Here is a 25,259-nt window from a genome sequence, read left to right on the forward strand (position 1 = left end):
ATGACTTCACGCTGGACCACTGCAGTACTGGACACCGATCAACCGGGCGGCTGGGCCGTCGCGCGCAGCCCTGAAGGCTTCCTGTTCGACGACAATGGCGCGCTGTTCCCGCGTGAATGGCTCAAGCGCCAGGACCTGACGATTCTTGCCGAACATGGCATCGGTCATCTGGACGGCGAACCGGTCTATCTGCTGGAGCTGCGCAGTCACAGCGAAGTGCCGGGCTGCAACTGGAAAGGTTTGCGGGCGTTCATGCTCGACGGCGATCACGCCGTTTACAAGGTGCTGGGTTACGCCGCGCAGATCGGCACCTGGGCCCGCGAGCACCGGTTTTGCGGCAATTGCGGACAGGCCACGAAGCAAGTCATCCGGGAACGGGCGATGTACTGCGAGCCATGCGGTCTGCGTTACTACCCGCGCATTTCGCCGAGCATGATTGTGCTGATCACCCGTGGCGATGAAATCCTGCTGGCGCGTTCACCGCGCTTTGTCACCGGGGTCTACAGCACGCTGGCGGGCTTCGCCGAGCCGGGCGAGTCGGCCGAAGACTGCCTGATTCGCGAGGTGCGTGAAGAGGTGCAGATCGAAGTCAAGAACATCCAGTACATGGGCAGTCAGTGCTGGCCGTTCCCGCACTCGATGATGCTCGGCTTCCACGCCGAGTACGCCGGCGGCGAGATTGTCTGTCAGGAAGACGAGATCGAGGACGCCCAGTGGTTCAACGTGTACGAGCTGCCGCCGTTGCCGGCGTCACGCTCGATAGCCCGTTACCTGATCGACGTCTATGTGGCCCGGCGCTTAGGCCACGCTGAACCAGTGTTGCCAGGCTAGCCGCACGGTCAAGCCCAGCACCACGGTGATGAACACCGGACGAATGAACTTGGCTCCGCCGCTGATGGCGGAGCGCGCGCCGAAGAATGCACCGACCATCACCGACAGGCCCATGCTCAGGCCGATGATCCAGTCCACTTGCCCGGAAAAGATGAACACCGACAGCGCCGCAATGTTGCTGACGAAGTTCATGCTGCGCGCCACGCCGCTGGCCTTCACCAGGTCGATGGGATACATCAGCATGCTGCTCACGGTCCAGAACGCACCGGTGCCGGGGCCGGCCACGCCGTCGTAGAAACCGAGGCTGAAGCCTTGGGTCGATTGCCACTTTTTCTTGATCGGCGCGTCGTTGTCCAGCGGTGCTTTCGGCGTGCCACCGAACAACAGGTAGAGGCCGCAGGCGAACACGATCACCGGCAGCATCTTGTTCAGCCACTCGGCGGGCAGGTAATGCGCGACCACGGCACCGGTCAACGCGCCGACCAGGGTGCCGACAATGGCGTGCACCCACTGCCGGGGATGGAAAAGTTTGCGTCGATAGAAGGTGAAACTGGCGGTGGCCGAGCCGAAGGTCGAACTGAGTTTGTTGGTGCCTAGCACCAGGTGCGGCGGCAGGCCAGCGGTCAACAGCGCCGGGGTGGTCAACAGACCGCCGCCGCCGGCAATGGCGTCGATGAAACCGGCAATGAAGGCAACCACGGCGAGGATGGCCAGGGTGGTGAGGTCAACGCTGAGTTCGAAAGGCATGGAAATGGGCTTATTCGGCGGGGTGCAGCCAGTGGCTGCGGGGAAGGGCCGATATCTTACCTAGATCCAACTTCTGCTGCGACTGGTCTGGCCTCATCGCGGGCAAGCCCGCTCCCACAAGGATTGAGGGTGTTCACATATGTGTGTTCACCCGGGGCCCTGTGGGAGCGGGTTTGCCCGCGAAGACTGACTTTCAGGCACTACATCACTTCGAGGCAGGCCCATTCCCGATCTGCCACACAAACGGCGGCTCAGTCCCGTTAATCTCCCAATCCCCGACAATCCGCGCCTTGTAGATCACCGGATTATGCGACGACACGGTCCGCGCATTGCGCCAATGCCGGTCCAGCGATTTCCCCTGACGCACATCCGAAGCCCCCAGCGCATTGAACAGCTCGGTGGTCGCCCGCTGAATCAGTTCCGACACCACCACCTGCGCTTTCGCCGATTCGAGCTCCGCCGCAACATTTGCCGCCCGCTCCAGCCCCTCGTCGCCAGAAAACCGTGCCAGATACGCCCGCTGTGCCGGTTGCGCCGCCTTCAAGGCACTGGCTTCAGCGGCATACACCCACGCCGCCACCTCACCGACCACTTGCTGAACTTGCGAATCCTCGCTGACGCGTTGGGCATTGCCATGGCTGTAAATACGTTTGCGCTCACGCACCTGATGCGCCACATCATGCAACGCAGCACGACCGATCCCGGCCAGCGTGGCCAACAGCACAAGCTGATAGAACGCCGTCTGATACTTGAAGCGGGTGGCGAAGTCGATGATGTTTTCTGCGTCCACCTCGGCGTCGATAAACCGCGACGTGCCGCTGCCCGTGGTGCGCTGACCGAATCCGTCCCAGTCATCGCTTTGCACGATCCCCGGTTGGCGTGTGCGTACAGCGGCAATCACGTCGCCACCGTTGTCGCTGCGCTGGGCGTAGACGTCGATCCAGTCGGAAAACAGGCTGCCGGTGCTGTAGAACTTTTCACCGTTGAGGCGCCACTTTTCGCCATGGGGCGAGACGTTGGTGATCACATCGCCAATGGCCACACTGCCGATTTCCGTCCACGCGCAACCGACGATGTCACCGTCGACGAAACGTTTGAACCACAGGTCCCGGGCCGGCCCCGCAGTGGCGTTCAAGCGGTCCTCGGCAAACGCGAAATGCCCGCGCAGGGCTTGCGGAACGTTGGAGTCGGCTTCGGCCAGTTCGATCAGCAACTCAAACAGTTGCGGCAGGGACGCGCCGCCGCCACCGTATTCAACCGGCACACGCACGGCGCCGAAGCCGGCTTCCTTCAGCCACTGAATGGGCTCGTGGGGCAGGCTGCGGGACTGTTCGCGCTCGACCGCTCCGGCGGCGATGCGCTGGAAAATCGGGCGGAATCTCGCGGCCAGCGCTTCATAGTCAGTGCCAATGGACAGTGGATTGATTACCTGGTGTTCGGTCATGGGGGCAGCTCCTTGGATCGGCAGTTAGTGCCGAGGGGGATTGCAGGGTCCGTGCCGGGTAGAAACAGCCAGGTTTTGCTAGGGGCTTGGATTCAGATGCCGCTTGAACTGTTGCCGTACCAACAGCGCAACAGCAAATTGCCCTGCCACGCCCAGCACCCTGTGGGAACGGGCTTGCCTGCGATGGCGGCGTCACTTTCAACACATCCATTGACTGACATTCCGCTATCGCGGGCGAGCCCGCTCCCACAGGGGTTCTCGCCGGGCTCAAGATAGTCGTTTCGCCCGGCTGGCACGGTTGCTGCTCTCACCCAAGGACTTCCTAACGTCCCGAGGATATGCCAATGAGTCAGCAAGCCGTCAAATTTGCCTACTGGGTGCCGAACGTCAGCGGCGGGCTGGTGGTCAGCAAGATCGAGCAACGCACCCACTGGGGCATCGACTACAACCGCAAACTGGCACAACTGGCCGAGGAAGCGGGGTTTGAATATGCCTTGACGCAGATTCGCTTCACCGCCGGTTACGGCGCCGAGTACCAGCATGAGTCGGTCGCCTTCAGTCACGCACTTCTGGCTGCCACGACAACGTTGAAAGTGATCGCCGCGATCCTGCCCGGTCCCTGGCAGCCGGCGCTGGCCGCCAAGCAACTGGCGACGATCGATCAACTGACCAATGGCCGGGTGGCCGTGAACATCGTCAGCGGCTGGTTCAAAGGCGAGTTCCAGGCCATCGGCGAACACTGGCTGGAGCACGACGAGCGTTATCGCCGCTCCGAAGAATTCATCCGCTCGCTCAAAGGCATCTGGAGCCAGGACAATTTCACCTTCCGTGGTGACTTCTACCGATTCGACAACTACAGCCTCAAACCGAAACCGCTCGGCCAGCCGGAAATCTTCCAGGGCGGCAGCTCCCGTGCGGCGCGGGACATGGCGGCACGTGTATCGGACTGGTACTTCACTAACGGCAACACACCGGAAGGTATCAAGGCCCAGGTGGATGACATCCGCACCAAGGCTGCCGCGAATAATCACTCGGTGAAAGTCGGGGTGAATGCGTTTGTGATCGCTCGCGACACCGAAGAAGAGGCGCGCGCGGTACTCGCGCAGATCATCGATCAGGCCGACCCCGAGGCGGTGAATGCCTTTGGCGATGCGGCGAAACAGGCGGGCAGGGCGTCACCGGAAGGCGAGGGCAATTGGGCCAAATCGACGTTCGAGGATCTGGTGCAGTACAACGATGGCTTCAAGACCAATCTGATCGGCACGCCGCAACAAATTGCCGAGCGGATTGTGGCGTTGAAAGCGGTGGGGGTTGATCTGGTGCTGGCGGGGTTCCTGCACTTTCAGGAAGAGGTGGAGTATTTCGGCAAGCGGGTGTTGCCGTTGGTGCGGGAGCTGGAAGCCGAGGCTGCTGTACAACAAGCCGCAGTCGCCTGACCACCACAAAACCAGTGTGGGAGCGGGCTTGCCCGCGATGGCGGCGTCACATTCAACACATTCGTTGACTGACATTTCCGCTATCGCGGGCAAGCCCGCTCCCACAGGGTTTGATGTGAATTGTGAATTGTGAATCTGAATTATAGACCGAGGTCGGACAAACTTGGGTGATCATCCGGGCGACGACCAAGCGGCCAGTGGAACTTGCGGTCGCTTTCCTTGATCGGCATGTCGTTGATGCAGGCGAACCGATTGGCCATCAGGCCGTTCTCGTCGAACTCCCAGTTTTCGTTGCCGTAGGAACGGAACCAGTTGCCCGAGTCGTCGTGCCACTCATAGGCATAACGCACAGCGATGCGGTTGCCGGTGAACGCCCAGAGTTCCTTGATCAGCCGATAGTCCAGTTCCTTGGCCCACTTGCGCGTCAGGAAGCCTTTGGCTTCTTCACGGTTGTAGGCGAATTCGGCGCGGTTGCGCCATTTCGTGTCCAGTGTGTAGGCCAGCGACACGCGCTCCGGGTCGCGGGAGTTCCAGCCATCTTCGGCCAGGCGAACTTTTTCAATGGCCGATTCACGGGTAAATGGCGGCAATGGCGGACGAACTTCAGCGTTAGACATTTAAAGTCTCCCTCTCAAATACAAGTTCAAGCAAGTTGTCGGGCTTGGTTAAAGTGTTACAGGTCCAATAACTTTCGCGCCATGCATTGCGCATTATCGGCGGCACTGTGATCACCCATGACAAGCGCCACGGTAATGGCGCCGTCGATCAGGATCAGCAGCTGTTTGGCCAGCATCTCCGGGTCGGTGGCGCCATGTTCGGTGCAGAGCTCGCGCACGTAGTCGAGCAGCTTCTGTTTGTGTTCTTTGGCGACCCGCCGGACTGGATCTTGCGGGTTTCCGGTTTCGCCGCTGGTGTTGATGAAAGCGCAGCCACGGAAGCCTTCGGAGGCAAACCAGGCCTTGAGCACGGTAAACAGGTTGAGCAACCGGTCGGCTGGAGTTTCGGCCTGGTCGACCGCATTTCTGTACCAGAGCATCCAGCGCACGTCGCGGCGTTGCAGGGCGGCGACGGTCAACTCCTCCTTGTTGGCGAAGTAGCGGTAAATGCTTTTTCTGGAGACGCCGGCGGTTTTCACCAGAAGATCCATGCCCGTGGCAGCGATGCCACTTTTATAGATCAACTTTTCGGTGACATCCAGAATGATGTCGCGTGTGTCGTTGCTTGTGATTTCGTTCATGCGACGAACAGTAGAACGATCGTTCTCCATGGTCAAGCGAATATTTTATTGTTGATTGGATGGCCATCGCTAGCAGGCTAGCTCCCATATTTGAAATGCATTCCCCTGTGGGAGCTAGCCTGCTAGCGATGAGGGGCGGCACAGACTCCAGCAAGACCCAAACCCCTCCATGGTGTAAGCTCTCAAACTCTCCAGATTCGACCCATTTGCGAGCCCTATGCCGTCGCTTTTCAAACGCTCTCTGCTGCCCAAACTGCGCAGTTTTCCGCTGACCGCCGATGCCGTCACCATCCTCTCTGGCGCTGCCGAGTTCCGTCGTTGCCTGCTGGAAAAAATCGCCACAGCGACCCGGCGCATCTATATCGTCGCGCTGTACCTGCAACAGGATGAAGCCGGCCAGGAAATTCTCGATGCCTTGCACGCCGCCAAACTGGCGCGTCCGGAACTGGATGTCGTGGTCGTCGTCGACTGGCTGCGCGCCCAGCGTGGCCTGATCGGTGCCGGCAAGCAGCCGGGCAATTCGGCGTGGTATCAGGAAACCACCCGAACCCACGCAAGCGTAGTCCCGGTGTACGGCGTGCCGGTGCAGACCCGCGAGCTGTTCGGCGTGCTGCATTTGAAAGGCTTCGTGATCGACGACTGCGTGATCTACAGCGGCGCGAGTCTGAACAACGTTTATCTGCACAAGTTCGACAAATACCGCTACGACCGTTATCACCTGCTGCAGAACGGCGCCCTGGCCGATTCGATGCAGCACCTGGTTCAGCACGGCCTGGTCGCCTCGAAAGCGGTGCATCGCCTCGATTTGCCGAACCTGCCGACCACCCGCAGCCTGCGCAATGACATCGGCGACCTGCGCAGCCGCCTGAAACACGCGACATACGACACTACGACGGGCAGCACGGCGAAAGACGGTTTGTCGGTCAGCCCATTGCTCGGGGTTGGCAAGAACAACCCGTTGAGCCGGGTGATTTGCGAGTTGATCGCCAGTGCTCAGCATCAACTGACGATCTGCACGCCGTATTTCAACCTGCCATTGGCGGTGACCCGGGAGATCAACCGGGCGTTGGCCCGGGGTGTGAAGATCGACATTGTGGTCGGCGACAAAACCGCCAACGATTTCTACATCCCGCCGAGCGAGCCGTTCAAAGTGATCGCCGCATTGCCATACCTCTATGAGATCAGCCTGCGCCGTTTCGCCAAGCGTCATCATCGCAGCGTCGACAGCGGTCAGCTGAACCTGCACCTGTGGAAGGACGGCGACAACACCTATCACCTCAAAGGCATGTGGATCGATCAGCGCTACACCTTGCTGACCGGCAACAACCTCAATCCGCGCGCTTTCCGTCTCGATCTGGAAAACGCGCTGCTGATAGATGACCCCAAAGGCGAGTTGCTGGCGCCGCGTCGCAGTGAGCTGGCCGAGATCTTCCAGCACACCACGCGCATCGAGCGGTATCAGGACCTGGAAACCCTGCCGGATTATCCGGCGGGCGTGGCCAAGTTCCTCAAGCGTGTCAGTCGCGTGCGCATTGAACGCTTGCTCTATCGCATTCTATAAAGCGTGCCGGGGCCCTGGCCAGAGGGCCACCAGCAGCAGCAACGCGGCGGCCACCAGATACGGCAAGCGCGGCTCGATGCCGTAGATCAGCGTGGCAGTCAACGGCCCGATCACTACGCCAAACCCTTGGGCGGCGCCGATGGACCCGGCGGTCGCGCCTTGCTCCGAGGCCTCGACCGCATTGGCGGCAAGCGCGGCGAAGGACGGGAAAATCAGGCCCATGCCACCCGCCGAGACAAAGAAGCACAACCACAAGCCCCACGCGGTGCCGGCAATGATAGTGCCGGAAAAGCCCAGTGCAGCCACTATTGCGCCGACCCGAATCAACCGCAGCGGCGGCCATTCCAGTCGACGCACCATCAACTGCGAACAGATCAACGCGAACCCGACCATGGTCAGGGCGATCCCGGCGGTTTGCGCGGCGTCGGCCGGGCTCATGCCGAGTCGGTCGAGGGCGAAAAAGCCAACGGTGATTTGCGCGATGGACACACAGAGCATCGCTACGAATGCGACTGCCATGGGCCGGCGCAGCCGTGGATCATTCAAATGAACCTTGCGCGGTGCCTGGCGCAGATGCAGTTCCTGACCCTTGAGTTTGTAACGCAGCACGAGGAATGCCAACAACGGTAAAACCGCCATGGCGTAGAACGGCAGGCTCAGACTGTAGCGCGACAACAGGGCGGCGATCGCCGGACCGATCACTAGCCCGCAGGCGTTGGCCGCACCCAACGCGGCCATGGCTTTGGCGCGGTGTTGCGGTTCGACGTTGTCGGCAATCAACGCATTGCAGCCCACCGGGATCGCCGCATAGAACACGCCGATCAGCCCGCGTCCGAGCATGAGCCCGATAAACGCCAGCGCTGCTGAAGGCAGGAAGCGTAAAGACGTGTCGATGAACAGGCACAAGGCCCAATAGGCGAGCGTGAAGCCTGCGGTGCCGAGCAACAGAATGCGCCGTCGCCCGAAACGGTCGCTGGCCTGACCCCAGGGACGCGCCAGCACCATCCAGATCACCCCCGACACCGTCACCGCCGCACCGGCCTGCCAGGTGGCCAGGCCCAATACCCGGGCGATCGGCCCGATCAAAGAGACGAACGCCATCATCGCCATGGTGCAGGCCATGTTGGCGGCCATTAGCGGGCGCAGGTCGAAGGTTGAAGCGGACATGGGTGAGTCTTCCGTGAACTTTTGTTATTGGCGGGGGATGTTAGCGCGGCCTGTGCAATCCATCAGCAAAATGCGTCGCCGGTGAGAAAGCCATCGCGAGCGGGCTCGCTCCCACATTGGACTTGTGGTCGGCACAGATCCCCTACCGGCTTGCTCGCGATGAGGCCCGCTCAGACGCTACAAAACTCAGTTCAACCCAAGCTTGCCACGCAACATCGACAAATCCTCAGCCAACGTATTCACCGGGCCGACCAGCGCCTTACGGTCGTTCTCTTTCACCTTGTCATAAGTCTCGAAACCACCGTCCCTGGTTTTGTATTTCGCCAGCGTCTTGTTCACCGTCGCAAAGTTCTTGTCGACCTTGGCAATGAACGCCGGGTCTTGTTTCTCGATCTGCGGACGGAACAGGTCGACGATTTTCTTCGCGCCGTCGATGTTGCCCTGGAAGTCATACAGGTCGGTGTGGCTGTAACGATCCTCTTCACCGGAGATCTTGGTCGCGGCGACTTCTTCGAGCAGCGAAGCCGCGCCACCGACCACTTTTTCAGGCGGGAAGGTCAGCCCGGCCACGCGCGATTGCAGGTCCTGGACGTCTTTGTTCAAACCATCGGCCAGCTCGCCCAGGCCCTCGGTGCTCTTCTCGGAAAACAACGAGTACTCGATGCGGTGGAACCCGGTGAAGTCTTCGGCTTTCACGCCTTTTTCGTGGTCGTCCACACGGGAGTCGATGGACGCGTCGAGGTCACTGAACAACTCGGCAATCGGTTCGATTGATTCGTAGTAAACCCGGGTCGGCGCGTAGAGTTTCTGCGCGGTGGCGAGGTCGCCTTTTTTCACCGCGTCGGTGAATTGCTGAGTGTGGCTGGCCAGCTCGTCCAGCTGCTCGGTGACGTAGATCTTGTAGTCCGAAACCGGCCCCACCAATTCCAACGGCGCCGTCGCCGCGAAAGCCGAAAGCGGGGAGTTGAGCAAACCGAGGGTCAGCAGTAACGCGAGAGGCGACTTTTTCATGAGACGGTTCCGTGGTGGGAGGTTGGTTAGGCGGTGGCTTTTGTTTGGGCCGCGTTGAGCAGTGAGCGACCGATGAAGTCCTGGTCGTCCGTAATACCTGGCAGGGTGAAGTAGTACCCTCCACCGACCGGCTTGAGGTATTCCTCGAGTGGTTCGCCGTTGAGGCGGGTTTGCACGGCGATGAAGCCTTTTTCCAGGTCGGCCTGGTAGCAGATGAACAGCAATCCCATGTCCAGCTGACCGTTTTTGTTGACGCCGTTGGAGTAGTTGAACGGCCGGCGCAGGATCAGGTTGGCCTGGCTCGCGGCGGTGCGCGGGTTGGCCAGGCGGATGTGGGCGTCGAGCTTGGTCAGCTTGCCTTCCGGGTCTTTGGCATAGTCCGGCACTTCGGTTTCATGGGTGCCGCCCAGGGGGGCGCCGGTGCTTTTGACCCGGCCGAGAATGCTTTCCTGCTCCTGCAGCGGCGTGCGGTCCCAGCGCTCCACGAAGTTGCGGATGATCCGCACCGCTTGATAACTGCCATTGACGGCCCACGCCGGCTCGTCGCTGCCGGGCTGGACCCAGACGATGCGATCCATGGCCTTGGCGTCGTTGGAGTCGGGGTTGGCCGAACCGTCGCGAAAGCCCAGAAAGTTGCGCGCACTCTGCGCCGGCATACCGGGTTTCACCGGGGCTTGGGGCGGCACGCTGCCTTCCTGTTTCCAACGTACCAACAGCAAGTCCGGCAGGTTTTTCACGATGTCGCGCAGGGCGTGGATATTGGTGTCGGTGGTGTTGGCGCAGAACTGCACACTCAGGTCGCCGTGGCAGCAATCGACTTCCAACGCATCGTTGGGAAAACCGACCATGCGGCTCAGCCGTTTCGGTTTGGCGTGGGCCAGACCAAAGCGTTCGTCGAACAAGGATTCACCCACCGATACGGTAATGGTCAGGTTGTCCGGCGTGACCACCGGGCCGAGAATCCCTGAATCCAACGGCGGCAGTTTCGGATCGACCTGCGCCACCGGGCCGCCCTTCATCAGGAACGCGATGCGCTCACTGAGGGTGCGGAACAGTCGCTCGAGGTCTTCGCGATCGCTGGCCAACACATCAAACGACACCAGCATGCCCGACGCCGGGCGTGGGGTGACGATGCCGCTCTGGTGCTGGCCGTGGAAGGCGTGGCGGTCTTCGGTCTTGTCGCTGCTTGGCGCTTCGGTGACTTGCGCGGGGCTGGCGGCCATGGCCGGGCAGCTCAATGCCGAACCGGCCAGTGCCACACCGGCAGCGCCCATGCCCATCAATACCCGGCGACGCTGGAGGTTGAATTGCTCTGAGTCGTTCATCTGAAAGGTCGTCTTCTGTTTACAGGCCTGAAAGGCCAAGGGCGGGGTCGATTCCGTCGAGTGCGTCGGCCAGGGCCTTGGCCTTGTCGGAGATCTGTTTGCGCTGCTCGGCGTTGACCGTGTCGTAGCTCGCGTAGCCGTCCTTGACCTTGAAGCCGTTGAGTTCGGCATCCAGGCTGGCGATGGCGCTGTCAATGGCCGGCAGCCGTTCGGCGGCGGATTTGGTCAGCAGCGGACGCAGCAAGTCGACGACTTTGCGGGCAGCAAAGAGGTTGCCGGCGAAACCGTTCAAGTCGGTATGACTGTAGCGTTCTTCTTCACCACTGCTGGCGCGCACATCACCGAGGTTGTTGAGGTTGCGCACCACGATGCCGACCAGTTGTTCCGGCGGCAGCGATTGCGCGAGCAGTTGTTGCTTGAGCGTGGTGACGTCGGTCAGCAGCCGCTGGGCCAGCGGTGCCAGGCCGTCGAGGTTGCGTTGCTGGAACAGCGCATATTCGAGGCGATGGAAACCGCTGAAGCCTGGGTCCTGCTCGCGTTTCTCGAAGTAATCGGCCTGGGCATTAATGGCGTTGTCCAGTTCTGCGAGACGCTGTGCGGCCGGGGCAATGCGTTGATAGGCGCTGCGCGCGGGGACGTACAAGGCTTGTGCCTGGCTCAGGTCACGGGCTTCGATGGCTTGCTCAAGCGCGGTGACGGCTTTGATCAGTGCGGTGCTCTGGCTGCTCAGGTAAACGCGAAACTCCGACAACGGCCCGATGAAAGCGACCATCGACGGCTTGGCCTTGGCCGCGGCATCGGACGCCGCGGTAGACGTCACATGCAGCGTGCCGCGCGGGTTGCTCAGCAGGCCGCAGGTGATCGCGTAGTCGCCGGGCAACAGGTTGGCGTTGATCACCTGACTCAGGCCGGGGGCGATGTTTTCCCGCTCTTCGACCACCAGCACGCCGTCGAGGATTTCCCATTCAACGGCGCGGTCCGAGCGGTTGACGATGCGGAAACTGGCGCGACCGGCCGGAACCGTCAGCGCATTCGGCTCGCAGCTGTGCGGGTGAATGGTTACCAGCACTTCGTCGTGGTTGGTCTGACGCTTGGCTGCGGCCATTTTCGACGCGTAGTAGAACAGGCCACCGGCGGCGATCATCACGATCACCGAACCGGCCACCGCCCAGCGCAAGGCGCGGGGAGGGGAGGCCACGGGAGGAGTAGGCGTTGACATGAAGGCCCTTATTGACTGGAAAAGGAAGAAGCTTGTTTAGCGGGAGCAGGCGCGGGGAGAAAAAACATCACCAGCGCCACCACCAGGTAAATCAGATAAGCGCCGAGGGTGCTGACAGTGGGCGCGTCCTGGTAGCCGAACATCCCCGCGAGCACTGAACCCAGGGGGCCATCCATCGGCAGCGTGGCGCTGAAGTCGAACAACACGGTCTGCAGGTGATTCCACAGCCCGGCTTCATGCAGTGCCTGCACCGAATTGGCGAGAATGCCGGCGGCCACCACCAGGATGAACAGGCCGGTCCAGCGGAAAAACGCGCCAAGGTTCAAGCGCATGCTGCCGGTGTAGATCAGGAAGCCGACGATGATCGCGAGGATCAGGCCGAGCAGGGCGCCAATCGGAGCCGCCGGGCCTTCGCTTTGCTGGAACACCGCGAGCAGGAAGAACACCGTTTCCAGGCCTTCCCGGGCGACGGCGAAAAACACCATGGCGATCAGCGCCGTGACCTGATGTTTAGAGCCAGTCAGCGCCTGATCGAGGGATACGTGCAGCGAATGTTTGATCGATCGCGCGACCTTGCGCATCCAGAACACCATGGAACTGAGGATGCCGACCGCGACCAGACCGACCACACCTTCAAACAGTTCTTGCTGTTTTTGCGGGAATTCGGCGCTGACCAATTCCAGGCCACCGCCCACCAGCAACGCCAGCGCAGCAGCGAGAAACACGCCGATCCACACGGCAGGCATCCACTGGCCGCGCCCGGTTTGCTTGAGGTAGCTGGCGATGATGCCAACGATCAATGCGGCCTCGATGCCTTCGCGCAGCATGATCAAAAAAGGAACAAGCATTCAGCACCGTCGCGGGATTAGATAGGGTGCTAATTTGTAACATAATGACACTCATTCCCAAATAGCAATCATTGACATTTACCTGAACCTAAGCTGAACAACCCTCAGCATCACCCTAAACCCTGTGGGAGCGGGCTTGCCCGCGATGACGGTGGGTCAGATGGCATAACTATCGAATGTTACGCCGCCATCGCGGGCAAGCCCGCTCCCACAGGATCTCCTTTGCTCTGGCGGGCTGCGCTAATATGCCCACCACTCAAACAACAACACGGCACACCTCGCTCAATGTCGGAAAAAGACACCATCTCCATTCAACTGGTGCGTGAAGCGCTGTTGCAAAGTTGCGCTCCGGGCGCCGCCACCGACGAGGTGTTGCACAAGGTTGGCATCGATCCGGCGCTGCTGGAGTCTGCCGATGCCCGCGTCCCGGCCACCGCCTACGCCAGGCTGTGGCGTTTACTGGCCCGGCGTCGCGACGATGAGTTTTTTGGCATGGACCCGCGCAAACTCAAATCCGGCAGCCTGGAGTTTCTGTGTCGCAGCTCGATGGTCCAGCAGAGCCTTGCCGCGGGCCTGACGTCGGGGCTGGGGTTTCTGTCGTTAATGCTCGAACACCTGCCTGCGCAACTGGTTCGTCAGCAAAGTCTCGCGGAAATCGTCCTGCTGGAAGACGAACAGGACCCGCGCCGTGCCTTCACTTATTTCACTTACTGGATGATCGTTCACGGCGTTGCCTGTTGGCTCGCGGGGCGGCGGATTCCGATTCTGGCCATCGAGTTGCGCTGCCCGGAACCGGATTTCTGTGACGACTACCAGGTGATGTTTTCCGAGAACCTGCGTTTTGACCGACCACGCACGCGGATGATTTTTTCGGCTGAGTGCCTGGATCTGCCGATCAAGCGTAGTGCTGAAGAACTCAAGCGGTTCCTGGCCCACGCGCCGGCAAACATTCTGGTGAAATATCGCGACCCGGAAAGCCTGGCCAGTCGGATCAAGCAGGATTTGCGGCAATTGCCCGCAGAGCAATGGCCGGAAACCGAGCCCTTGGCACAGCAACTGTGCATGTCGGCATCAACCTTGCGCCGGCGGCTGGCGGAAGAGGGGCAGACTTATCAAGGCCTCAAGGACAGCGTGCGCAAGGAGTTGGCCATCGTCTGGCTGGCGGAGCCGAGTATCAGCTTCGCCGAAATCGCCACGCGGTTGGGGTTTGCCGATGCGAGCTCGTTCTACAAGGCGTTTCGCAAATGGTCGGGGTCGAATCCGGGGCATTACCGGAGTTTGATTCTGAACGAGGCCCACTGATCCGGATTTTTTGGTGATTGTGCCGACGCCATCGCGGGCAAGCCCGCTCCCACAGTGATTGTCGGTGATCACAATTGTTGTGCTCGCCGCAGAACCCTGTGGGAGCGGGCTTGCCCGCGATGGCGGCCGCCCAGACGCCACATCTGTCAAACCTTGGCCAAACCAGTCAGACAACTTGATAGCTTTGACCATTGCCCCACCCCCCGCGCAGAGCGAGTATTTCCCTGTTGGTTACGGTTCCCCCAACCTAATAAAAATACACAGGGATTCTGGCAATGCGCGATTACTTGTCTGCCACGTCACAGTTCAATTATCAGCACACCGTCGACACCGCACTTGCGGGCGATCTGACGGCCCTCAATGCCTGTGTCGAGTGTTGCGACCGGCATGCGTTGCCAGGTCGTATCGCGCTCTTCTGGGAAGGCCGCGACGGCGCCAGCGCGATGTACACGTTCAGCGACTTGCAGGACAAAGCCGCGCGTTTCGCCAACTTCCTCCTGGCGCAGGGCGTGAAGAAAGGCGACAAGGTCGCCGGCCTGTTGCCGCGCAACATCGAATTGTTGATCACCGTGTTCGCCACCTGGCGCATCGGCGCGGTGTATCAGCCGCTGTTCACCGCGTTCGGCCCCAAAGCCATCGAACATCGCCTGAGCAGTTCCGGCGCCAAAGTGGTGGTGACCGACGCGGTCAACCGCTCCAAACTCGCTGAAGTCGCCGACTGCCCGACCACCGTCACCGTCGGCGGTGCCAAAGGCCAGGGCATTGTCCGTGGCGATTTCAGTTTCTGGGCCGAACTGGCCAATTTTTCCGCTGATTGCGAACCGGTGCTGCTGACCGGCGAAGACCCGTTCCTGCTGATGTTCACCTCCGGCACTACTGGCCCGTCGAAAGCGCTGTCGGTACCGCTCAAGGCAATCGTCGCCTTCCAGAGTTACACCCGTGACGCCGTGGACCTGCGCCCTGAAGATGCGTTCTGGAACGTCGCCGACCCGGGCTGGGCCTACGGCATTTATTTCGGCGTCACCGGACCGATGGCGATGGGGCATCCGATTACCTTTTACGATGGCCCGTTCACCCTCGAAAGCACCTGCCGGGTGATCAACAAGTACGGCATCACCAACCTCACCGGTTCACCGACCGCCTACCGTCTACTGATTGCCGGTGGCGACGAGTTCGCGAAATCGATCAAGGGCAAACTGCGCATCGTCAGCAGCGCCGGCGAGCCGTTGAACCCGGAAGTGATCCGTTGGTTCGCCGATAACCTCGGTGTGGTGATTCATGACCATTATGGCCAGACCGAATTGGGCATGGTCCTGTGCAACCACCACGGCCTCGAGCACCCGATCCACATGGGCGCCGCCGGTTTTGCCTCGCCAGGCCACCGTATCGTGGTGCTGGACGACGAGTACAAGGAACTGGGCGTCGGCCAACCCGGCATCCTCGCCGTCGACCGCACTCAGTCGCCGATGTGCTGGTTCGCCGGTTACGAAGGCGCACCGACCAAGGCCTTCGTCGGCAACTATTACCTGAGCGGCGACACCGTCGAGTGGAACCCGGACGGCAGCATCAGCTTCGTCGGGCGAAGTGATGACGTGATCACCACCTCCGGCTATCGCGTCGGGCCATTCGACGTCGAAAGTGCATTGATCGAGCACCCGGCCGTCGTCGAAGCCGCGGTGGTCGGTAAGCCCGATCCGGAACGCACCGAGCTGGTCAAAGCGTTCGTCGTGCTCAGCGCGCAATACCGCGCGGCGCCGGAGTTGGCCGAAGAACTGCGCCAACACGTGCGCAAGCGTCTGGCCGCGCACTCTTATCCGCGTGAAATCGAATTTGTCAGCGAGTTGCCGAAAACCCCAAGCGGCAAATTGCAGCGCTTTATCTTGCGCAACCAGGAAATCGCCAAGGCTCAAGAGGCCGCAGCGAAGAACGTTTCAGCTTGAACCCAAGGAAACAATGATGCAGATCGAAAACAAGGTTTTTCTGGTCACCGGCGGTGCCTCCGGGCTCGGTGCGGCCACCGCTGAAATGCTGATCGCGGCCGGCGCCAAAGTGATGCTGGTGGACATGAACGCCGACGCCGTTGCGGCCCAGGCTGAACGTCTCGGCGCGCACAGCGTGGTCGCGGACATCAGCAACGAAGCGGCGGCTGAAGCAGCCGTCCAGGCCACGGTCAAAGCCTTCGGTGGCCTCAACGGTCTGGTCAACTGCGCCGGCATCGTGCGTGGCGAGAAGATCCTCGGCAAAAACGGTCCGCATGCACTGGCCAGCTTCAGCCAGGTAATCAACGTCAACCTGATCGGCAGCTTCAACATGCTGCGTCTGGCGTCGGCGGCCATTGCCGAAACCGAGCCGGATGCCGATGGCGAGCGCGGGGTGATCATCAACACCGCGTCGGCTGCGGCTTACGATGGTCAGATCGGCCAGGCGGCTTATGCCGCGTCCAAAGGTGCGATCGTCAGCCTGACCTTGCCGGCGGCTCGTGAGCTGGCGCGCTTCGGTATCCGCGTGATGACCATCGCTCCGGGCATTTTCGAGACGCCGATGATGGCCGGCATGACCCCGGAAGTCCGCGATTCCCTTGCCGCTGGCGTGCCGTTTCCGCCACGTTTGGGCAAACCGGGCGAGTATGCCGCGCTGGTCAGGCATATCATTGAAAACAGCATGCTCAATGGCGAGGTGATCCGTCTCGACGGTGCCTTGCGCATGGCCGCCAAGTAAGGAGGATTTGTCATGACCCTTTCCAACGATCCGATTGTTATCGTCAGCGCCGTCCGCACCCCGATGGGTGGTTTCCAGGGCGAACTGAAAAGTCTGACCGCGCCACAACTGGGCGCTGCCGCGATTCGCGCTGCCGTTGAGCGCGCCGGTGTGGCGCCGGACGCCGTTGAAGAAGTGCTGTTCGGCTGCGTGCTGCCCGCCGGCCTCGGCCAGGCCCCGGCCCGTCAGGCTGCACTGGGTGCCGGGCTGGATAAATCGACCCGCTGCACCACCCTGAACAAAATGTGCGGGTCCGGTATGGAAGCGGCGATTCTGGCCCACGACATGCTGGTCGCCGGCAGCGCCGATGTTGTCGTCGCCGGCGGTATGGAAAGCATGTCCAACGCGCCGTACCTGCTCGACCGCGCCCGCAGCGGTTACCGCATGGGCCATGGTCGTGTGCTTGATTCCATGTTCCTCGACGGTTTGGAAGACGCCTACGATAAAGGCCGCCTGATGGGCACTTTCGCTGAAGATTGCGCCGAAACCAACAGCTTCAGCCGCGAAGCGCAGGACGCGTTTGCCATCGCTTCGACCACCCGCGCGCAGCAAGCGATCAAGGACGGCAGCTTCAAGGACGAGATCGTGCCGCTGACCGTGACCGTCGGCAAAGAGCAGGTGCTGATCAGCAATGACGAGCAGCCGCCGAAAGCCCGACTGGACAAGATTGCCTCGCTGAAACCGGCGTTCCGTGAAGGCGGCACCGTTACGGCGGCGAACTCCAGTTCGATTTCCGACGGCGCGGCGGCACTGGTGCTGATGCGCCGTTCCGAAGCTGAGAAACGCGGCTTGAAACCGCTGGCGGTGATCCATGGGCACGCGGCATTCGCCGACACGCCGGGCCTGTTCCCGGTGGCACCGATCGGCGCGATCAAACGGCTGATGAAAAAAACCGGCTGGTCGCTGAATGACGTCGATCTGGTCGAAGTCAACGAAGCCTTCGCCGTGGTCGGCATGGCGGCGATGACTCACCTGGAAATCCCCCACGAGAAACTCAATGTGCACGGCGGTGCTTGCGCACTGGGTCACCCGATCGGTGCGTCCGGAGCGCGGATTCTCGTGACCTTGCTCTCGGCCCTGCGCCAGAAAGGCCTGAAACGCGGCGTTGCGGCGATCTGCATCGGCGGCGGTGAAGCCACGGCCATGGCCGTGGAATGCCTGTACTAGGCCAACTTCCCCCCTGTGGGAGCCAGCCTGCTGGCGATGACGGTGTGTCATAAAAGTAGAGATTAACTGACATGACGCTATCGCCAGCAGGCTAGCTCCCACAGAGTTCTATGTCGTACCCGGATTTAAAGGATTCACCATGATTCCCAATGACGACCAACAACAGATCCGCGACATGGCCCGGCAATTCGCCGAGGAACGGCTGAAACCGTTCGCCGCCGAATGGGACCGTGAGCACCGCTTCCCCAAGGAAGCCATCGGCGAAATGGCCGAGCTGGGCTTCTTCGGCATGCTGGTGCCGGAGCAGTGGGGCGGTTGTGACACCGGTTACCTGGCCTACGCCATGGCCCTGGAAGAAATCGCCGCCGGCGACGGCGCCTGCTCGACCATCATGAGCGTGCACAATTCCGTGGGTTGCGTGCCGATCCTCAACTACGGCAACGACGACCAGAAAGAACGTTTTCTCAAACCGCTGGCCAGCGGTGCGATGCTCGGCGCCTTTGCCCTGACCGAACCGCAGGCCGGCTCCGACGCCAGTGGCCTGAAAACCCGTGCGCGTCTGGAAGGCGATCACTACGTGCTCAACGGCTGCAAGCAATTCATCACCTCCGGGCAGAACGCCGGGGTGGTGATTGTGTTTGCGGTGACGGACCCAAGCGCCGGCAAACGCGGGATTACCGCGCTGATCGTGCCCACCGATTCACCGGGCTATAAAGTTGCCCGCGTCGAAGACAAGCTTGGCCAGCATGCGTCCGACACCTGCCAGATTTTGTTCGAAGACGTCAAAGTCCCGGTCGCCAATCGACTCGGCGAGGAGGGTGAAGGCTATCGAATTGCCCTGGCCAACCTCGAAGGCGGCCGCGTCGGCATCGCTTCGCAATCGGTCGGCATGGCCCGCGCTGCGTTCGAAGCCGCCCGGGATTATGCCCGTGAGCGCGAGAGCTTCGGCAAACCGATCATCGAGCATCAGGCCGTCGCGTTTCGCCTCGCGGACATGGCGACCCAGATCGCCGTCGCCCGGCAGATGGTGCATTACGCCGCGGCGCTGCGAGACAGTGGTAAACCTGCGCTGGTCGAAGCATCCATGGCCAAACTGTTCGCCTCGGAAATGGCCGAAAAGGTCTGCTCCGCCGCATTGCAAACCCTCGGCGGTTACGGTTACCTGAACGACTTCCCGCTGGAGCGGATCTACCGCGACGTGCGGGTTTGCCAGATTTATGAAGGCACCAGCGATATTCAACGCATGGTCATTTCGCGCAGTCTTTAAGAAGGAGCACCCTTGTGAGTTACGAAACGATTTTGCTGGAAACCCACGGCCGTGTCGGCCTGATCACCCTGAACCGTCCGCAGGCGCTGAACGCGTTGAACGCGCAGATCGTCAGCGAACTCAACCACGCCCTCGATGGCCTGGAAGCCGATTCCAACATCGGTTGCATCGTACTGACCGGCTCGAAGAAAGCCTTCGCCGCTGGTGCCGACATCAAGGAAATGGCTGAGCTGACCTACCCGCAGATCTATCTCGACGACCTGTTCAGCGACAGTGATCGCGTGGCCAACCGCCGCAAGCCGATCATCGCCGCGGTCAACGGTTTTGCCTTGGGCGGTGGCTGTGAACTGGCGCTGATGTGCGACTTCATCCTGGCCGGCGACAACGCCCGGTTCGGCCAACCGGAAATCAACCTCGGCGTGTTGCCGGGCATGGGTGGCACCCAACGCCTGACCCGCGCGGTGGGTAAGGCCAAAGCGATGGAAATGTGCCTCAGCGGGCGTTTGATCGATGCGGTGGAAGCGGAGCGTTGCGGGATCGTGGCGCGGATCGTACCGGCGGACGAATTGCTGGACGAAGCGCTGAAAGTCGCCGCGTTGATCGCCAAGAAGTCGCTGCCGATTGCGATGATGGTCAAGGAAAGCGTCAACCGTGCATTTGAAGTGAGCCTGTCGGAAGGCGTGCGCTTTGAGCGTCGGGTGTTCCATGCGGCGTTTGCGACGCAGGATCAGAAGGAAGGGATGGCGGCGTTTATTGCCAAGCGTGAAGCGGAGTTCGTCGGTAAGTAACGTAGCGTTTTCACCGACGCCTTCGCGAGCAAGCCCGCTCCACACATTCAATCGCGTTCCTTCATGAGGAATGCGGTCAAATGCGAGGGCGGGCTTGCTCGCGATGCGTTTGGTCGATCACTCCTTGGTGAGCATTTATACCGGAAGAAACATTCCGAATAATATGAAGGGGTTAAGGCCACTACTTCGCCCGTATTCGACCTCCACGCTCATCAACTATCGTGAAAGTGCCTGGACGCGACCCGAGGCTTCAGGATGAAGCCAACTTTCCAAGGCCAAACAATCACCGATATTCAGAGGTTTCCCTGGCCAATTGTCATTTCGTACACGCTGCTTGCTGCACCCCGATACAGGATGCGCCGCAGGGTATCTTTCTGCACCGAGAACCCAATGTAGGCGATGTCGTTTACTGGTCGAGAAACAAAGGGAAGGCTGTTTTAGTGAAACAACGCACCATCATCTTTGACGAAAATGACGATGTCATATCGGTTCTTTTCAAAGTTGATGAGCTTCCCGCGGAAGAGGAAGAGGCCATCACGGGTGTGTTGGCGCGATAAGCAGGAAGTCCCCGAATAACTCGGGGCGAAGCGTCCGCTTCCAGAATTGATACGGAAGCGGGCTTCAGCAAAAAACGCGTCTTGGGTTCAAACCAGGTAGTGCTTGAGTTCCCGCGCAATGACCATCCGCTGTATCTCGCTCGACCCTTCATAAATCTGTGTAATCCGCGCATCCCGGTAATAACGCTCCACCGGGTAATCCTCCAGATACCCATACCCGCCATGAATCTGCATCGCCGACGAGCAGACCTTTTCGGCCATTTCCGACGCAAATAGCTTGGCCTGCGAAGCCTCCGACAAACACGGCTTGCCCGCACTGCGCAACCGTGCGGCATGCAGGATCAGCAACCGTGCAGCATTCAGGCGCGTGTGCATGTCGGCCAGCATATTGGCGATGCTCTGGTGCTCGATGATCGGCTTGTCGAACTGCACGCGATCACGGGAATAGGCCAGCGCGGCTTCGAACGCGGCACGGGCGATGCCCAGCGCCTGCGCGGCGATGCCGATGCGTCCGCCTTCGAGGTTCGAGAGGGCGATGGCCAGGCCTTTACCGCGCTCACCCAACAGATTGGCTTCGGCAATGGTGCAGTTGCTCAGGGTCACTGCGCAGGTATCGGAGGCGCGAATGCCCATCTTGTGTTCGGTGCGATCAACGATGAAGCCGGCGGTATCGGTTGGCACCAGAAACGCAGAAATACCGCGTTTGCCCAGTTCCGGATCGGTCACGGCAAACACGATCGCCAATTTTGCCCGTTTGCCGTTGCTGACGAATTGCTTGGCGCCGTTGATCACCCACTGGCCGTCGCGCAGTTCGGCGCGGGTGCGCAGGTTGTGCGCTTCGGAGCCGGCTTGCGGTTCGGTCAGGCAGAAGCAGCCGATGGCCTTGCCGCTGGCCAGATCCGGCAACCAGGTCTGTTTCTGTTCTTCAGTGCCGTAATTCAGAACCGGTCCGCAACCCACGGAATTGTGGATGCTCATCAGTGCGCCCGTGGCGCCGTCGCCGGCGGAAATCTCTTCCACTGCCAGGGCGTAGGCGACGTAATCGACATACGTGCCGCCCCATTCCTCGGGCACCACCATGCCCAACAGCCCCAGTTCGCCCATCTTCGCGACCAGGCCATCATCAATCCAGCCGGCCTTTTCCCAGGCTTGCGCGTGGGGCGCGATTTCGCCGCGGGCAAAGTCCCGGGCCATGTCGCGGATCATGACTTGCTCTTCGCTCAATTCGATATCGTGCATGGCTCAGCTCCCGCTCCGGTCAAACCCTGTGAAAAAACTCGCGACGTGCTCGGCGTCCAGCGCCTGCAAGGTCGGCGGGTTCCAGCGCGGGGCTTTGTCTTTGTCGATCAGCAATGCGCGCACACCTTCGATCAGGTCGCCGCGCTCGAACCACTGACGGTCCAGATGCAGTTCCAGGGCAAAGCAGTCTTCCAGACTCAGATGCCGACCGCGCCGCAGCATTTCCAGAGTCACACCCATGGCCAGCGGTGAACGGCTTTGCAGCAGGTCGGCGGTGGTCGTCGCCCATTCATGACTGTCGGCAACCGTGACTTCGCGCAGTTGCTCAACAATACTCGGCACGTCAGGCAGGGCGAAGAAGTGATCGATGGCCGGGCGTAGCGCTTCCAATGGCGCATCGGGCAGTTGCTGCACGGCGAGTTGGGCCAGCAAGCCTTGCAGGTCCTTGAGTGGTGTGTCGTGCCATTCGAGCTGATCGAGTTGTTCGTCCAGTACGCTGAGCTTGTCACTGTCCAGATACCAATCGGCCAGGCCGCAATAGAGCGCATCTGCCGCACGGATCTGCACGCCGCTGACGCCCAGATAGATCCCCAGTTCACCGGGGATGCGCGGCAGGAAGTGACTGCCGCCCACATCCGGGAAGTAACCGATCGCCACTTCCGGCATTGCCAGACGACTTTTCTCGGTGACCACCCGCAAGTCGGCGCCTTGCACCAGGCCCATGCCGCCGCCCAGGACGAAACCGTCCATCAAGGCCAGTACGGGTTTGCGGTAATGATGGATAGCGAGGTCGAGGGCGTATTCCTCGACGAAGAAATCTTCGTGCAGCGAGCCACCGCTTTTGAAACTGTTGTAGAGCGAACGGATGTCGCCACCGGCGCAGAAGGCTTTTTCGCCAGCACCGCGCAGCACCACGGCATGCACCTGAGGATCCTGTGCCCAAACGTCGAGTTGGTGCTGCAGTTGACGGACCATGTCCAGGGTGATCGCGTTGAGACCGGCGGGGCGGTTGAGGGTCAGGTGACCGATGTGGTTGCGGACCTCGGCCAGCACCTCGATTTGCGTGGCATCCATGGACGAAGCGTCCTTCGATGAAACCTGAGCAGTCATCACTAACTCCCTGCTTTTATTGTTCTTTATAGAGAAGCTCGCGCGCGAGCGATGCAGGATCGTAACAGTGCAAATTTGTGATGTACAACCGGGATAAATGCAGGTGCTGTCTGCATTTTTGCAGTGCCTCTGCAAGCATTTGTGTGATGTCAGGTTCTACGGCTCAGGACTTCACCAATACTGCGGCGCTTGGCATGCAGCTCACTGGCCTGAATCAACTGCTCAAGGTCTTCAGGCGTGACGTCAAAGAAAGCCTCCATATCCGCCAGCGCGTGTTTCAGGTCCTGGGCAGTAATCGCCTGGCTGTCGATTGGCGGATGATCGGCCGGCACGACCGCTACCGGCTCACTGGCACGTCTGGGGTAGCGAATGCGCGTCAGGTTGTTGTACACGAGGGCGCTGAGCAGCATGGTCGCGGCACCGAGCATCACCGGGCCGAGGGCTTTCCAGTCCAGCGCGATGGTCGCGGGGTCGGCCAGTACCAATAACAATGCCAATGCGCCGGCCGGCGGGTGCAGGCAACGCAGCCAGCACATCAGCATCAGCGCCATGCCTGCGGCGAGGCAAGCGCTGCCAAGGGTTCGCCCGAGCACGTGAGCGACGAGCAATGCGATCACCCCCGCACTCAGGTAGCCGCCGAGAATCGACCAGGGTTGCGCCAGCGCCCCGGAGGACACCGCAAACAAAAGCACCGCCGAGGCGCCCAGCGGACCGATCAGGTGCTGCGCCACTTCGATGCCGAAAACCTCGGAGCAGAGCCAGACGCTGAACAGCGTACCGAGGGCCATGCCGATGGCGGCGCGGCTCCATTCAGACGGTCGAGTGTTGATGGCAGAAGGTAACCAGCGAGCGAACATGAGTTAGACAGTCCGGTGTAAAAATCGAGGCAAAAAAAAGGCTTAGCTGGGATACCCAGAAAGCCCTTGAAGTTGTTCCAACTATTGGGGGAGGAACGAGGCACAGTGTGCCGCTCATTCCAGACAGAGACAAATTCATATTAATGCAGCTTCAGTGCATTAATTTTGATGTAAAGCCACCCGGCGGCCGCTCATGAAACACAGGAAACCGCCCATGGCGGTCAGCGCGCTGAGGGCGTAAAACATCGTCGGCGCCGGGGTGTGCATCAGCAGGAAACCGCAAATCACCGGGCTCAGGGCACCGCCGAGGGCCGCCAGATTTTGTGCGCCGTAGTAACTGCCGCGCAATTCTTCCGGGGCCAGGGTGTCGACGAACAAGAATTCGGCGGGGTAAATGATCATTTCGCCGAGGGTGAAGATGAACATGGCGATGCACCACGACACCAGGCTATCCGCCAGGCTGAAGCCGATCAGGCCGACGATGAACAGGCTGGTGCCACCGGCGATCCAGTAGCGCAGTTGTTCACGCTTGAGGAAACGACCGATCTGGTACTGCAGCAGGATCACGCTGATGGCGTTGCAGGCAAGCAGGGTGGCCATGGTTTCCAGAGCGCGTTTGGAATCGTGGGTTACCAGCAGGTATTGCGACAGGTACAAGGTGAAACGGCCATGGACCACGGTGCTGAGCAGACAGCCGCAGGTAAACATGATCAGCGTGCGGTCGTTTTTCAGCGTGATCAGGGTTTTCAGAAAGCTTTGCGGCTGGCCAATCGCCGGTGTCTGACTCGAATCTTTCGGGATCCCGCTCATCAGGAAGATGCTGAAAAATGCAATGCCACCGGCAATCAGGAACGGTGCAATCGGATAGACACCCGCGATCACCACGCCGAGCATCGGCCCCGTGGCGTAACCGATGTTGGTCAGGGTGTAGCGCAGGGAAAAGGCCTTGGCGCGCTGGCCCACGGGCAGGTTTTCGCTGAGGATCGCCTTCGAGCCGATCAGGAACAGCGCTGAAGCGGTTTCGGTGATCACCAGGGTCAGGGTGGTCAGGTAGAGGTTTTCGGCGAAGGTCAGCAGCACGAAGCCGATAGCGCTGGAGAGCATGGCGAGGATCAGCAGCCGGCGCTTTTCGAGGCGGTCGATGATGTAGCCGCCGTAGAGCGCCAGCAAGGTGGCGATGAACACCGCGATGCCCAGCAGCAAGCCAACGTCCTGTTGGTTGAGGCCCAGTTTGTTGCTCAGGAACAATGTGAGCAACGGGCTGGTGATGGCGCGGCTGACGACGATGGTCAGCGAAACGATCATCAACCGGCGGATAACAAGCGAGTAAGTGGCCACGGTGGGGCAAATGTCCTTATTCAGATTTCATGGTGTTCGTCGATGTACCGT

Annotated in this window: 22 protein-coding genes; 9 read left to right on the top strand and 13 right to left on the bottom strand. The window is 60.7% G+C overall.

The window, feature by feature from the left end:
- A complete protein-coding gene (nudC, locus tag F8N43_RS05355; RefSeq protein ID WP_150639155.1) occupies nucleotides 1-831 on the top strand; it encodes an NAD(+) diphosphatase in 831 nt (276 codons plus the stop codon).
- On the opposite strand, the gene F8N43_RS05360 is transcribed toward nudC, so the two are convergent.
- Nucleotides 799-1,578 (bottom strand): TSUP family transporter, encoded by a 780-nt coding sequence (locus F8N43_RS05360; RefSeq protein WP_150633673.1) that lies wholly within the window; start codon nucleotides 1,576-1,578, stop codon nucleotides 799-801. The two genes, nudC and F8N43_RS05360, sit on opposite strands and share 33 nt — an antisense overlap.
- 205 nt (nucleotides 1,579-1,783) lie before the next feature.
- Nucleotides 1,784-3,022 carry an acyl-CoA dehydrogenase family protein gene (locus F8N43_RS05365; RefSeq protein WP_150653331.1) on the bottom strand — a complete coding sequence of 413 codons (1,239 nt, stop codon included), beginning with the start codon at nucleotides 3,020-3,022 and terminating at the stop codon, nucleotides 1,784-1,786.
- A gap of 344 nt (nucleotides 3,023-3,366) precedes the next feature.
- Here F8N43_RS05365 and sfnG point away from each other — a divergent pair, with 344 nt between their 5' ends.
- Entirely contained in the window at nucleotides 3,367-4,458 is a 1,092-nt protein-coding gene (sfnG, locus tag F8N43_RS05370; RefSeq protein WP_150653332.1) for a dimethylsulfone monooxygenase SfnG, read from the top strand.
- A gap of 140 nt (nucleotides 4,459-4,598) precedes the next feature.
- On the opposite strand, the gene F8N43_RS05375 is transcribed toward sfnG, so the two are convergent.
- Both F8N43_RS05375 and F8N43_RS05380 read right to left on the bottom strand, forming a co-directional pair.
- The gene (locus tag F8N43_RS05375; protein WP_010460010.1) at nucleotides 4,599-5,075 is read right to left on the bottom strand and encodes a DUF1348 family protein; all 477 of its coding nucleotides are present in this window, start codon (nucleotides 5,073-5,075) and stop codon (nucleotides 4,599-4,601) included.
- Nucleotides 5,076-5,131: 56 nt separating this feature from the next.
- Nucleotides 5,132-5,695 (bottom strand): TetR/AcrR family transcriptional regulator, encoded by a 564-nt coding sequence (locus tag F8N43_RS05380; RefSeq protein ID WP_150634320.1) that lies wholly within the window; start codon nucleotides 5,693-5,695, stop codon nucleotides 5,132-5,134.
- Between the two features lie 217 nt (nucleotides 5,696-5,912).
- On the opposite strand from F8N43_RS05380, the gene pssA reads away from it, so the two are divergent.
- Nucleotides 5,913-7,256, top strand: coding sequence for a CDP-diacylglycerol--serine O-phosphatidyltransferase (gene pssA, locus F8N43_RS05385; protein WP_150634321.1), 1,344 nt, complete (start codon nucleotides 5,913-5,915; stop codon nucleotides 7,254-7,256).
- Here pssA and F8N43_RS05390 read toward each other — a convergent pair.
- From F8N43_RS05390 to efeU, 5 genes are all read right to left on the bottom strand, one after another.
- A complete protein-coding gene (locus F8N43_RS05390) occupies nucleotides 7,251-8,423 on the bottom strand; it encodes an MFS transporter (RefSeq protein WP_150653333.1) in 1,173 nt (390 codons plus the stop codon). The genes pssA and F8N43_RS05390 overlap by 6 nt on opposite strands.
- A 186-nt stretch (nucleotides 8,424-8,609) precedes the next feature.
- Nucleotides 8,610-9,434 (bottom strand): iron uptake system protein EfeO, encoded by an 825-nt coding sequence (gene efeO, locus F8N43_RS05395; RefSeq protein WP_150653334.1) that lies wholly within the window; start codon nucleotides 9,432-9,434, stop codon nucleotides 8,610-8,612.
- A 26-nt stretch (nucleotides 9,435-9,460) separates the two neighbouring features.
- The gene (efeB, locus tag F8N43_RS05400; protein WP_150653335.1) at nucleotides 9,461-10,759 is read right to left on the bottom strand and encodes an iron uptake transporter deferrochelatase/peroxidase subunit; all 1,299 of its coding nucleotides are present in this window, start codon (nucleotides 10,757-10,759) and stop codon (nucleotides 9,461-9,463) included.
- A 19-nt stretch (nucleotides 10,760-10,778) separates the two neighbouring features.
- Entirely contained in the window at nucleotides 10,779-11,978 is a 1,200-nt protein-coding gene (efeO, locus tag F8N43_RS05405; RefSeq protein WP_150653336.1) for an iron uptake system protein EfeO, read from the bottom strand.
- A gap of 8 nt (nucleotides 11,979-11,986) precedes the next feature.
- Complete coding sequence (gene efeU, locus F8N43_RS05410) at nucleotides 11,987-12,826, bottom strand: iron uptake transporter permease EfeU (RefSeq protein ID WP_150653337.1); 840 nt, start codon at nucleotides 12,824-12,826, stop codon at nucleotides 11,987-11,989.
- A gap of 285 nt (nucleotides 12,827-13,111) precedes the next feature.
- Here efeU and F8N43_RS05415 point away from each other — a divergent pair, with 285 nt between their 5' ends.
- From F8N43_RS05415 to F8N43_RS05440, 6 genes are all read left to right on the top strand, one after another.
- Nucleotides 13,112-14,128: an AraC family transcriptional regulator gene (locus F8N43_RS05415; protein WP_150653338.1), complete on the top strand. Its 1,017-nt coding sequence runs from the start codon at nucleotides 13,112-13,114 to the stop codon at nucleotides 14,126-14,128.
- Nucleotides 14,129-14,403: 275 nt separating this feature from the next.
- The gene (locus F8N43_RS05420; RefSeq protein WP_150634328.1) at nucleotides 14,404-16,068 is read left to right on the top strand and encodes an AMP-binding protein; all 1,665 of its coding nucleotides are present in this window, start codon (nucleotides 14,404-14,406) and stop codon (nucleotides 16,066-16,068) included.
- Nucleotides 16,069-16,084: 16 nt separating this feature from the next.
- A complete protein-coding gene (locus tag F8N43_RS05425) occupies nucleotides 16,085-16,846 on the top strand; it encodes an SDR family NAD(P)-dependent oxidoreductase (RefSeq protein WP_150634329.1) in 762 nt (253 codons plus the stop codon).
- A gap of 12 nt (nucleotides 16,847-16,858) precedes the next feature.
- Nucleotides 16,859-18,052 carry an acetyl-CoA C-acyltransferase gene (locus tag F8N43_RS05430; protein ID WP_150653339.1) on the top strand — a complete coding sequence of 398 codons (1,194 nt, stop codon included), beginning with the start codon at nucleotides 16,859-16,861 and terminating at the stop codon, nucleotides 18,050-18,052.
- Nucleotides 18,053-18,191: 139 nt separating this feature from the next.
- A complete protein-coding gene (locus tag F8N43_RS05435) occupies nucleotides 18,192-19,319 on the top strand; it encodes an acyl-CoA dehydrogenase (protein ID WP_150634331.1) in 1,128 nt (375 codons plus the stop codon).
- A gap of 14 nt (nucleotides 19,320-19,333) precedes the next feature.
- Entirely contained in the window at nucleotides 19,334-20,107 is a 774-nt protein-coding gene (locus tag F8N43_RS05440; RefSeq protein ID WP_150634332.1) for an enoyl-CoA hydratase, read from the top strand.
- A gap of 644 nt (nucleotides 20,108-20,751) precedes the next feature.
- On the opposite strand, the gene F8N43_RS05445 is transcribed toward F8N43_RS05440, so the two are convergent.
- From F8N43_RS05445 to F8N43_RS05460, 4 genes are all read right to left on the bottom strand, one after another.
- Nucleotides 20,752-21,903 carry an acyl-CoA dehydrogenase family protein gene (locus tag F8N43_RS05445; protein WP_150653340.1) on the bottom strand — a complete coding sequence of 384 codons (1,152 nt, stop codon included), beginning with the start codon at nucleotides 21,901-21,903 and terminating at the stop codon, nucleotides 20,752-20,754.
- Nucleotides 21,904-21,906: 3 nt separating this feature from the next.
- On the bottom strand, nucleotides 21,907-23,013 hold the full coding sequence (locus tag F8N43_RS05450) for an enoyl-CoA hydratase/isomerase family protein (protein WP_150634334.1): 1,107 nt from the start codon (nucleotides 23,011-23,013) through the stop codon (nucleotides 21,907-21,909).
- A gap of 149 nt (nucleotides 23,014-23,162) precedes the next feature.
- Nucleotides 23,163-23,870 (bottom strand): HPP family protein, encoded by a 708-nt coding sequence (locus F8N43_RS05455; RefSeq protein WP_150653341.1) that lies wholly within the window; start codon nucleotides 23,868-23,870, stop codon nucleotides 23,163-23,165.
- A 159-nt stretch (nucleotides 23,871-24,029) separates the two neighbouring features.
- Entirely contained in the window at nucleotides 24,030-25,208 is a 1,179-nt protein-coding gene (locus tag F8N43_RS05460; protein WP_150653342.1) for an MFS transporter, read from the bottom strand.
- Nucleotides 25,209-25,259: the final 51 nt, after the last annotated feature.

The organism is Pseudomonas fluorescens, from assembly GCF_902498065.1.
GTDB lineage: Bacteria > Pseudomonadota > Gammaproteobacteria > Pseudomonadales > Pseudomonadaceae > Aquipseudomonas > Aquipseudomonas fluorescens_BJ.

Coding starts and splice junctions, on each gene's coding strand:
- nudC (WP_150639155.1), top strand. CDS start 1: ATGACTTCACGCTGGACCACTGCAGTACTGGACACCGATCAACCGGGC.
- F8N43_RS05360 (WP_150633673.1), bottom strand. CDS start 1,578: ATGCCTTTCGAACTCAGCGTTGACCTCACCACCCTGGCCATCCTCGCC.
- F8N43_RS05365 (WP_150653331.1), bottom strand. CDS start 3,022: ATGACCGAACACCAGGTAATCAATCCACTGTCCATTGGCACTGACTAT.
- sfnG (WP_150653332.1), top strand. CDS start 3,367: ATGAGTCAGCAAGCCGTCAAATTTGCCTACTGGGTGCCGAACGTCAGC.
- F8N43_RS05375 (WP_010460010.1), bottom strand. CDS start 5,075: ATGTCTAACGCTGAAGTTCGTCCGCCATTGCCGCCATTTACCCGTGAA.
- F8N43_RS05380 (WP_150634320.1), bottom strand. CDS start 5,695: ATGAACGAAATCACAAGCAACGACACACGCGACATCATTCTGGATGTC.
- pssA (WP_150634321.1), top strand. CDS start 5,913: ATGCCGTCGCTTTTCAAACGCTCTCTGCTGCCCAAACTGCGCAGTTTT.
- F8N43_RS05390 (WP_150653333.1), bottom strand. CDS start 8,423: ATGTCCGCTTCAACCTTCGACCTGCGCCCGCTAATGGCCGCCAACATG.
- efeO (WP_150653334.1), bottom strand. CDS start 9,434: ATGAAAAAGTCGCCTCTCGCGTTACTGCTGACCCTCGGTTTGCTCAAC.
- efeB (WP_150653335.1), bottom strand. CDS start 10,759: ATGAACGACTCAGAGCAATTCAACCTCCAGCGTCGCCGGGTATTGATG.
- efeO (WP_150653336.1), bottom strand. CDS start 11,978: ATGTCAACGCCTACTCCTCCCGTGGCCTCCCCTCCCCGCGCCTTGCGC.
- efeU (WP_150653337.1), bottom strand. CDS start 12,826: ATGCTTGTTCCTTTTTTGATCATGCTGCGCGAAGGCATCGAGGCCGCA.
- F8N43_RS05415 (WP_150653338.1), top strand. CDS start 13,112: ATGTCGGAAAAAGACACCATCTCCATTCAACTGGTGCGTGAAGCGCTG.
- F8N43_RS05420 (WP_150634328.1), top strand. CDS start 14,404: ATGCGCGATTACTTGTCTGCCACGTCACAGTTCAATTATCAGCACACC.
- F8N43_RS05425 (WP_150634329.1), top strand. CDS start 16,085: ATGCAGATCGAAAACAAGGTTTTTCTGGTCACCGGCGGTGCCTCCGGG.
- F8N43_RS05430 (WP_150653339.1), top strand. CDS start 16,859: ATGACCCTTTCCAACGATCCGATTGTTATCGTCAGCGCCGTCCGCACC.
- F8N43_RS05435 (WP_150634331.1), top strand. CDS start 18,192: ATGATTCCCAATGACGACCAACAACAGATCCGCGACATGGCCCGGCAA.
- F8N43_RS05445 (WP_150653340.1), bottom strand. CDS start 21,903: ATGCACGATATCGAATTGAGCGAAGAGCAAGTCATGATCCGCGACATG.
- F8N43_RS05450 (WP_150634334.1), bottom strand. CDS start 23,013: ATGACTGCTCAGGTTTCATCGAAGGACGCTTCGTCCATGGATGCCACG.
- F8N43_RS05455 (WP_150653341.1), bottom strand. CDS start 23,870: ATGTTCGCTCGCTGGTTACCTTCTGCCATCAACACTCGACCGTCTGAA.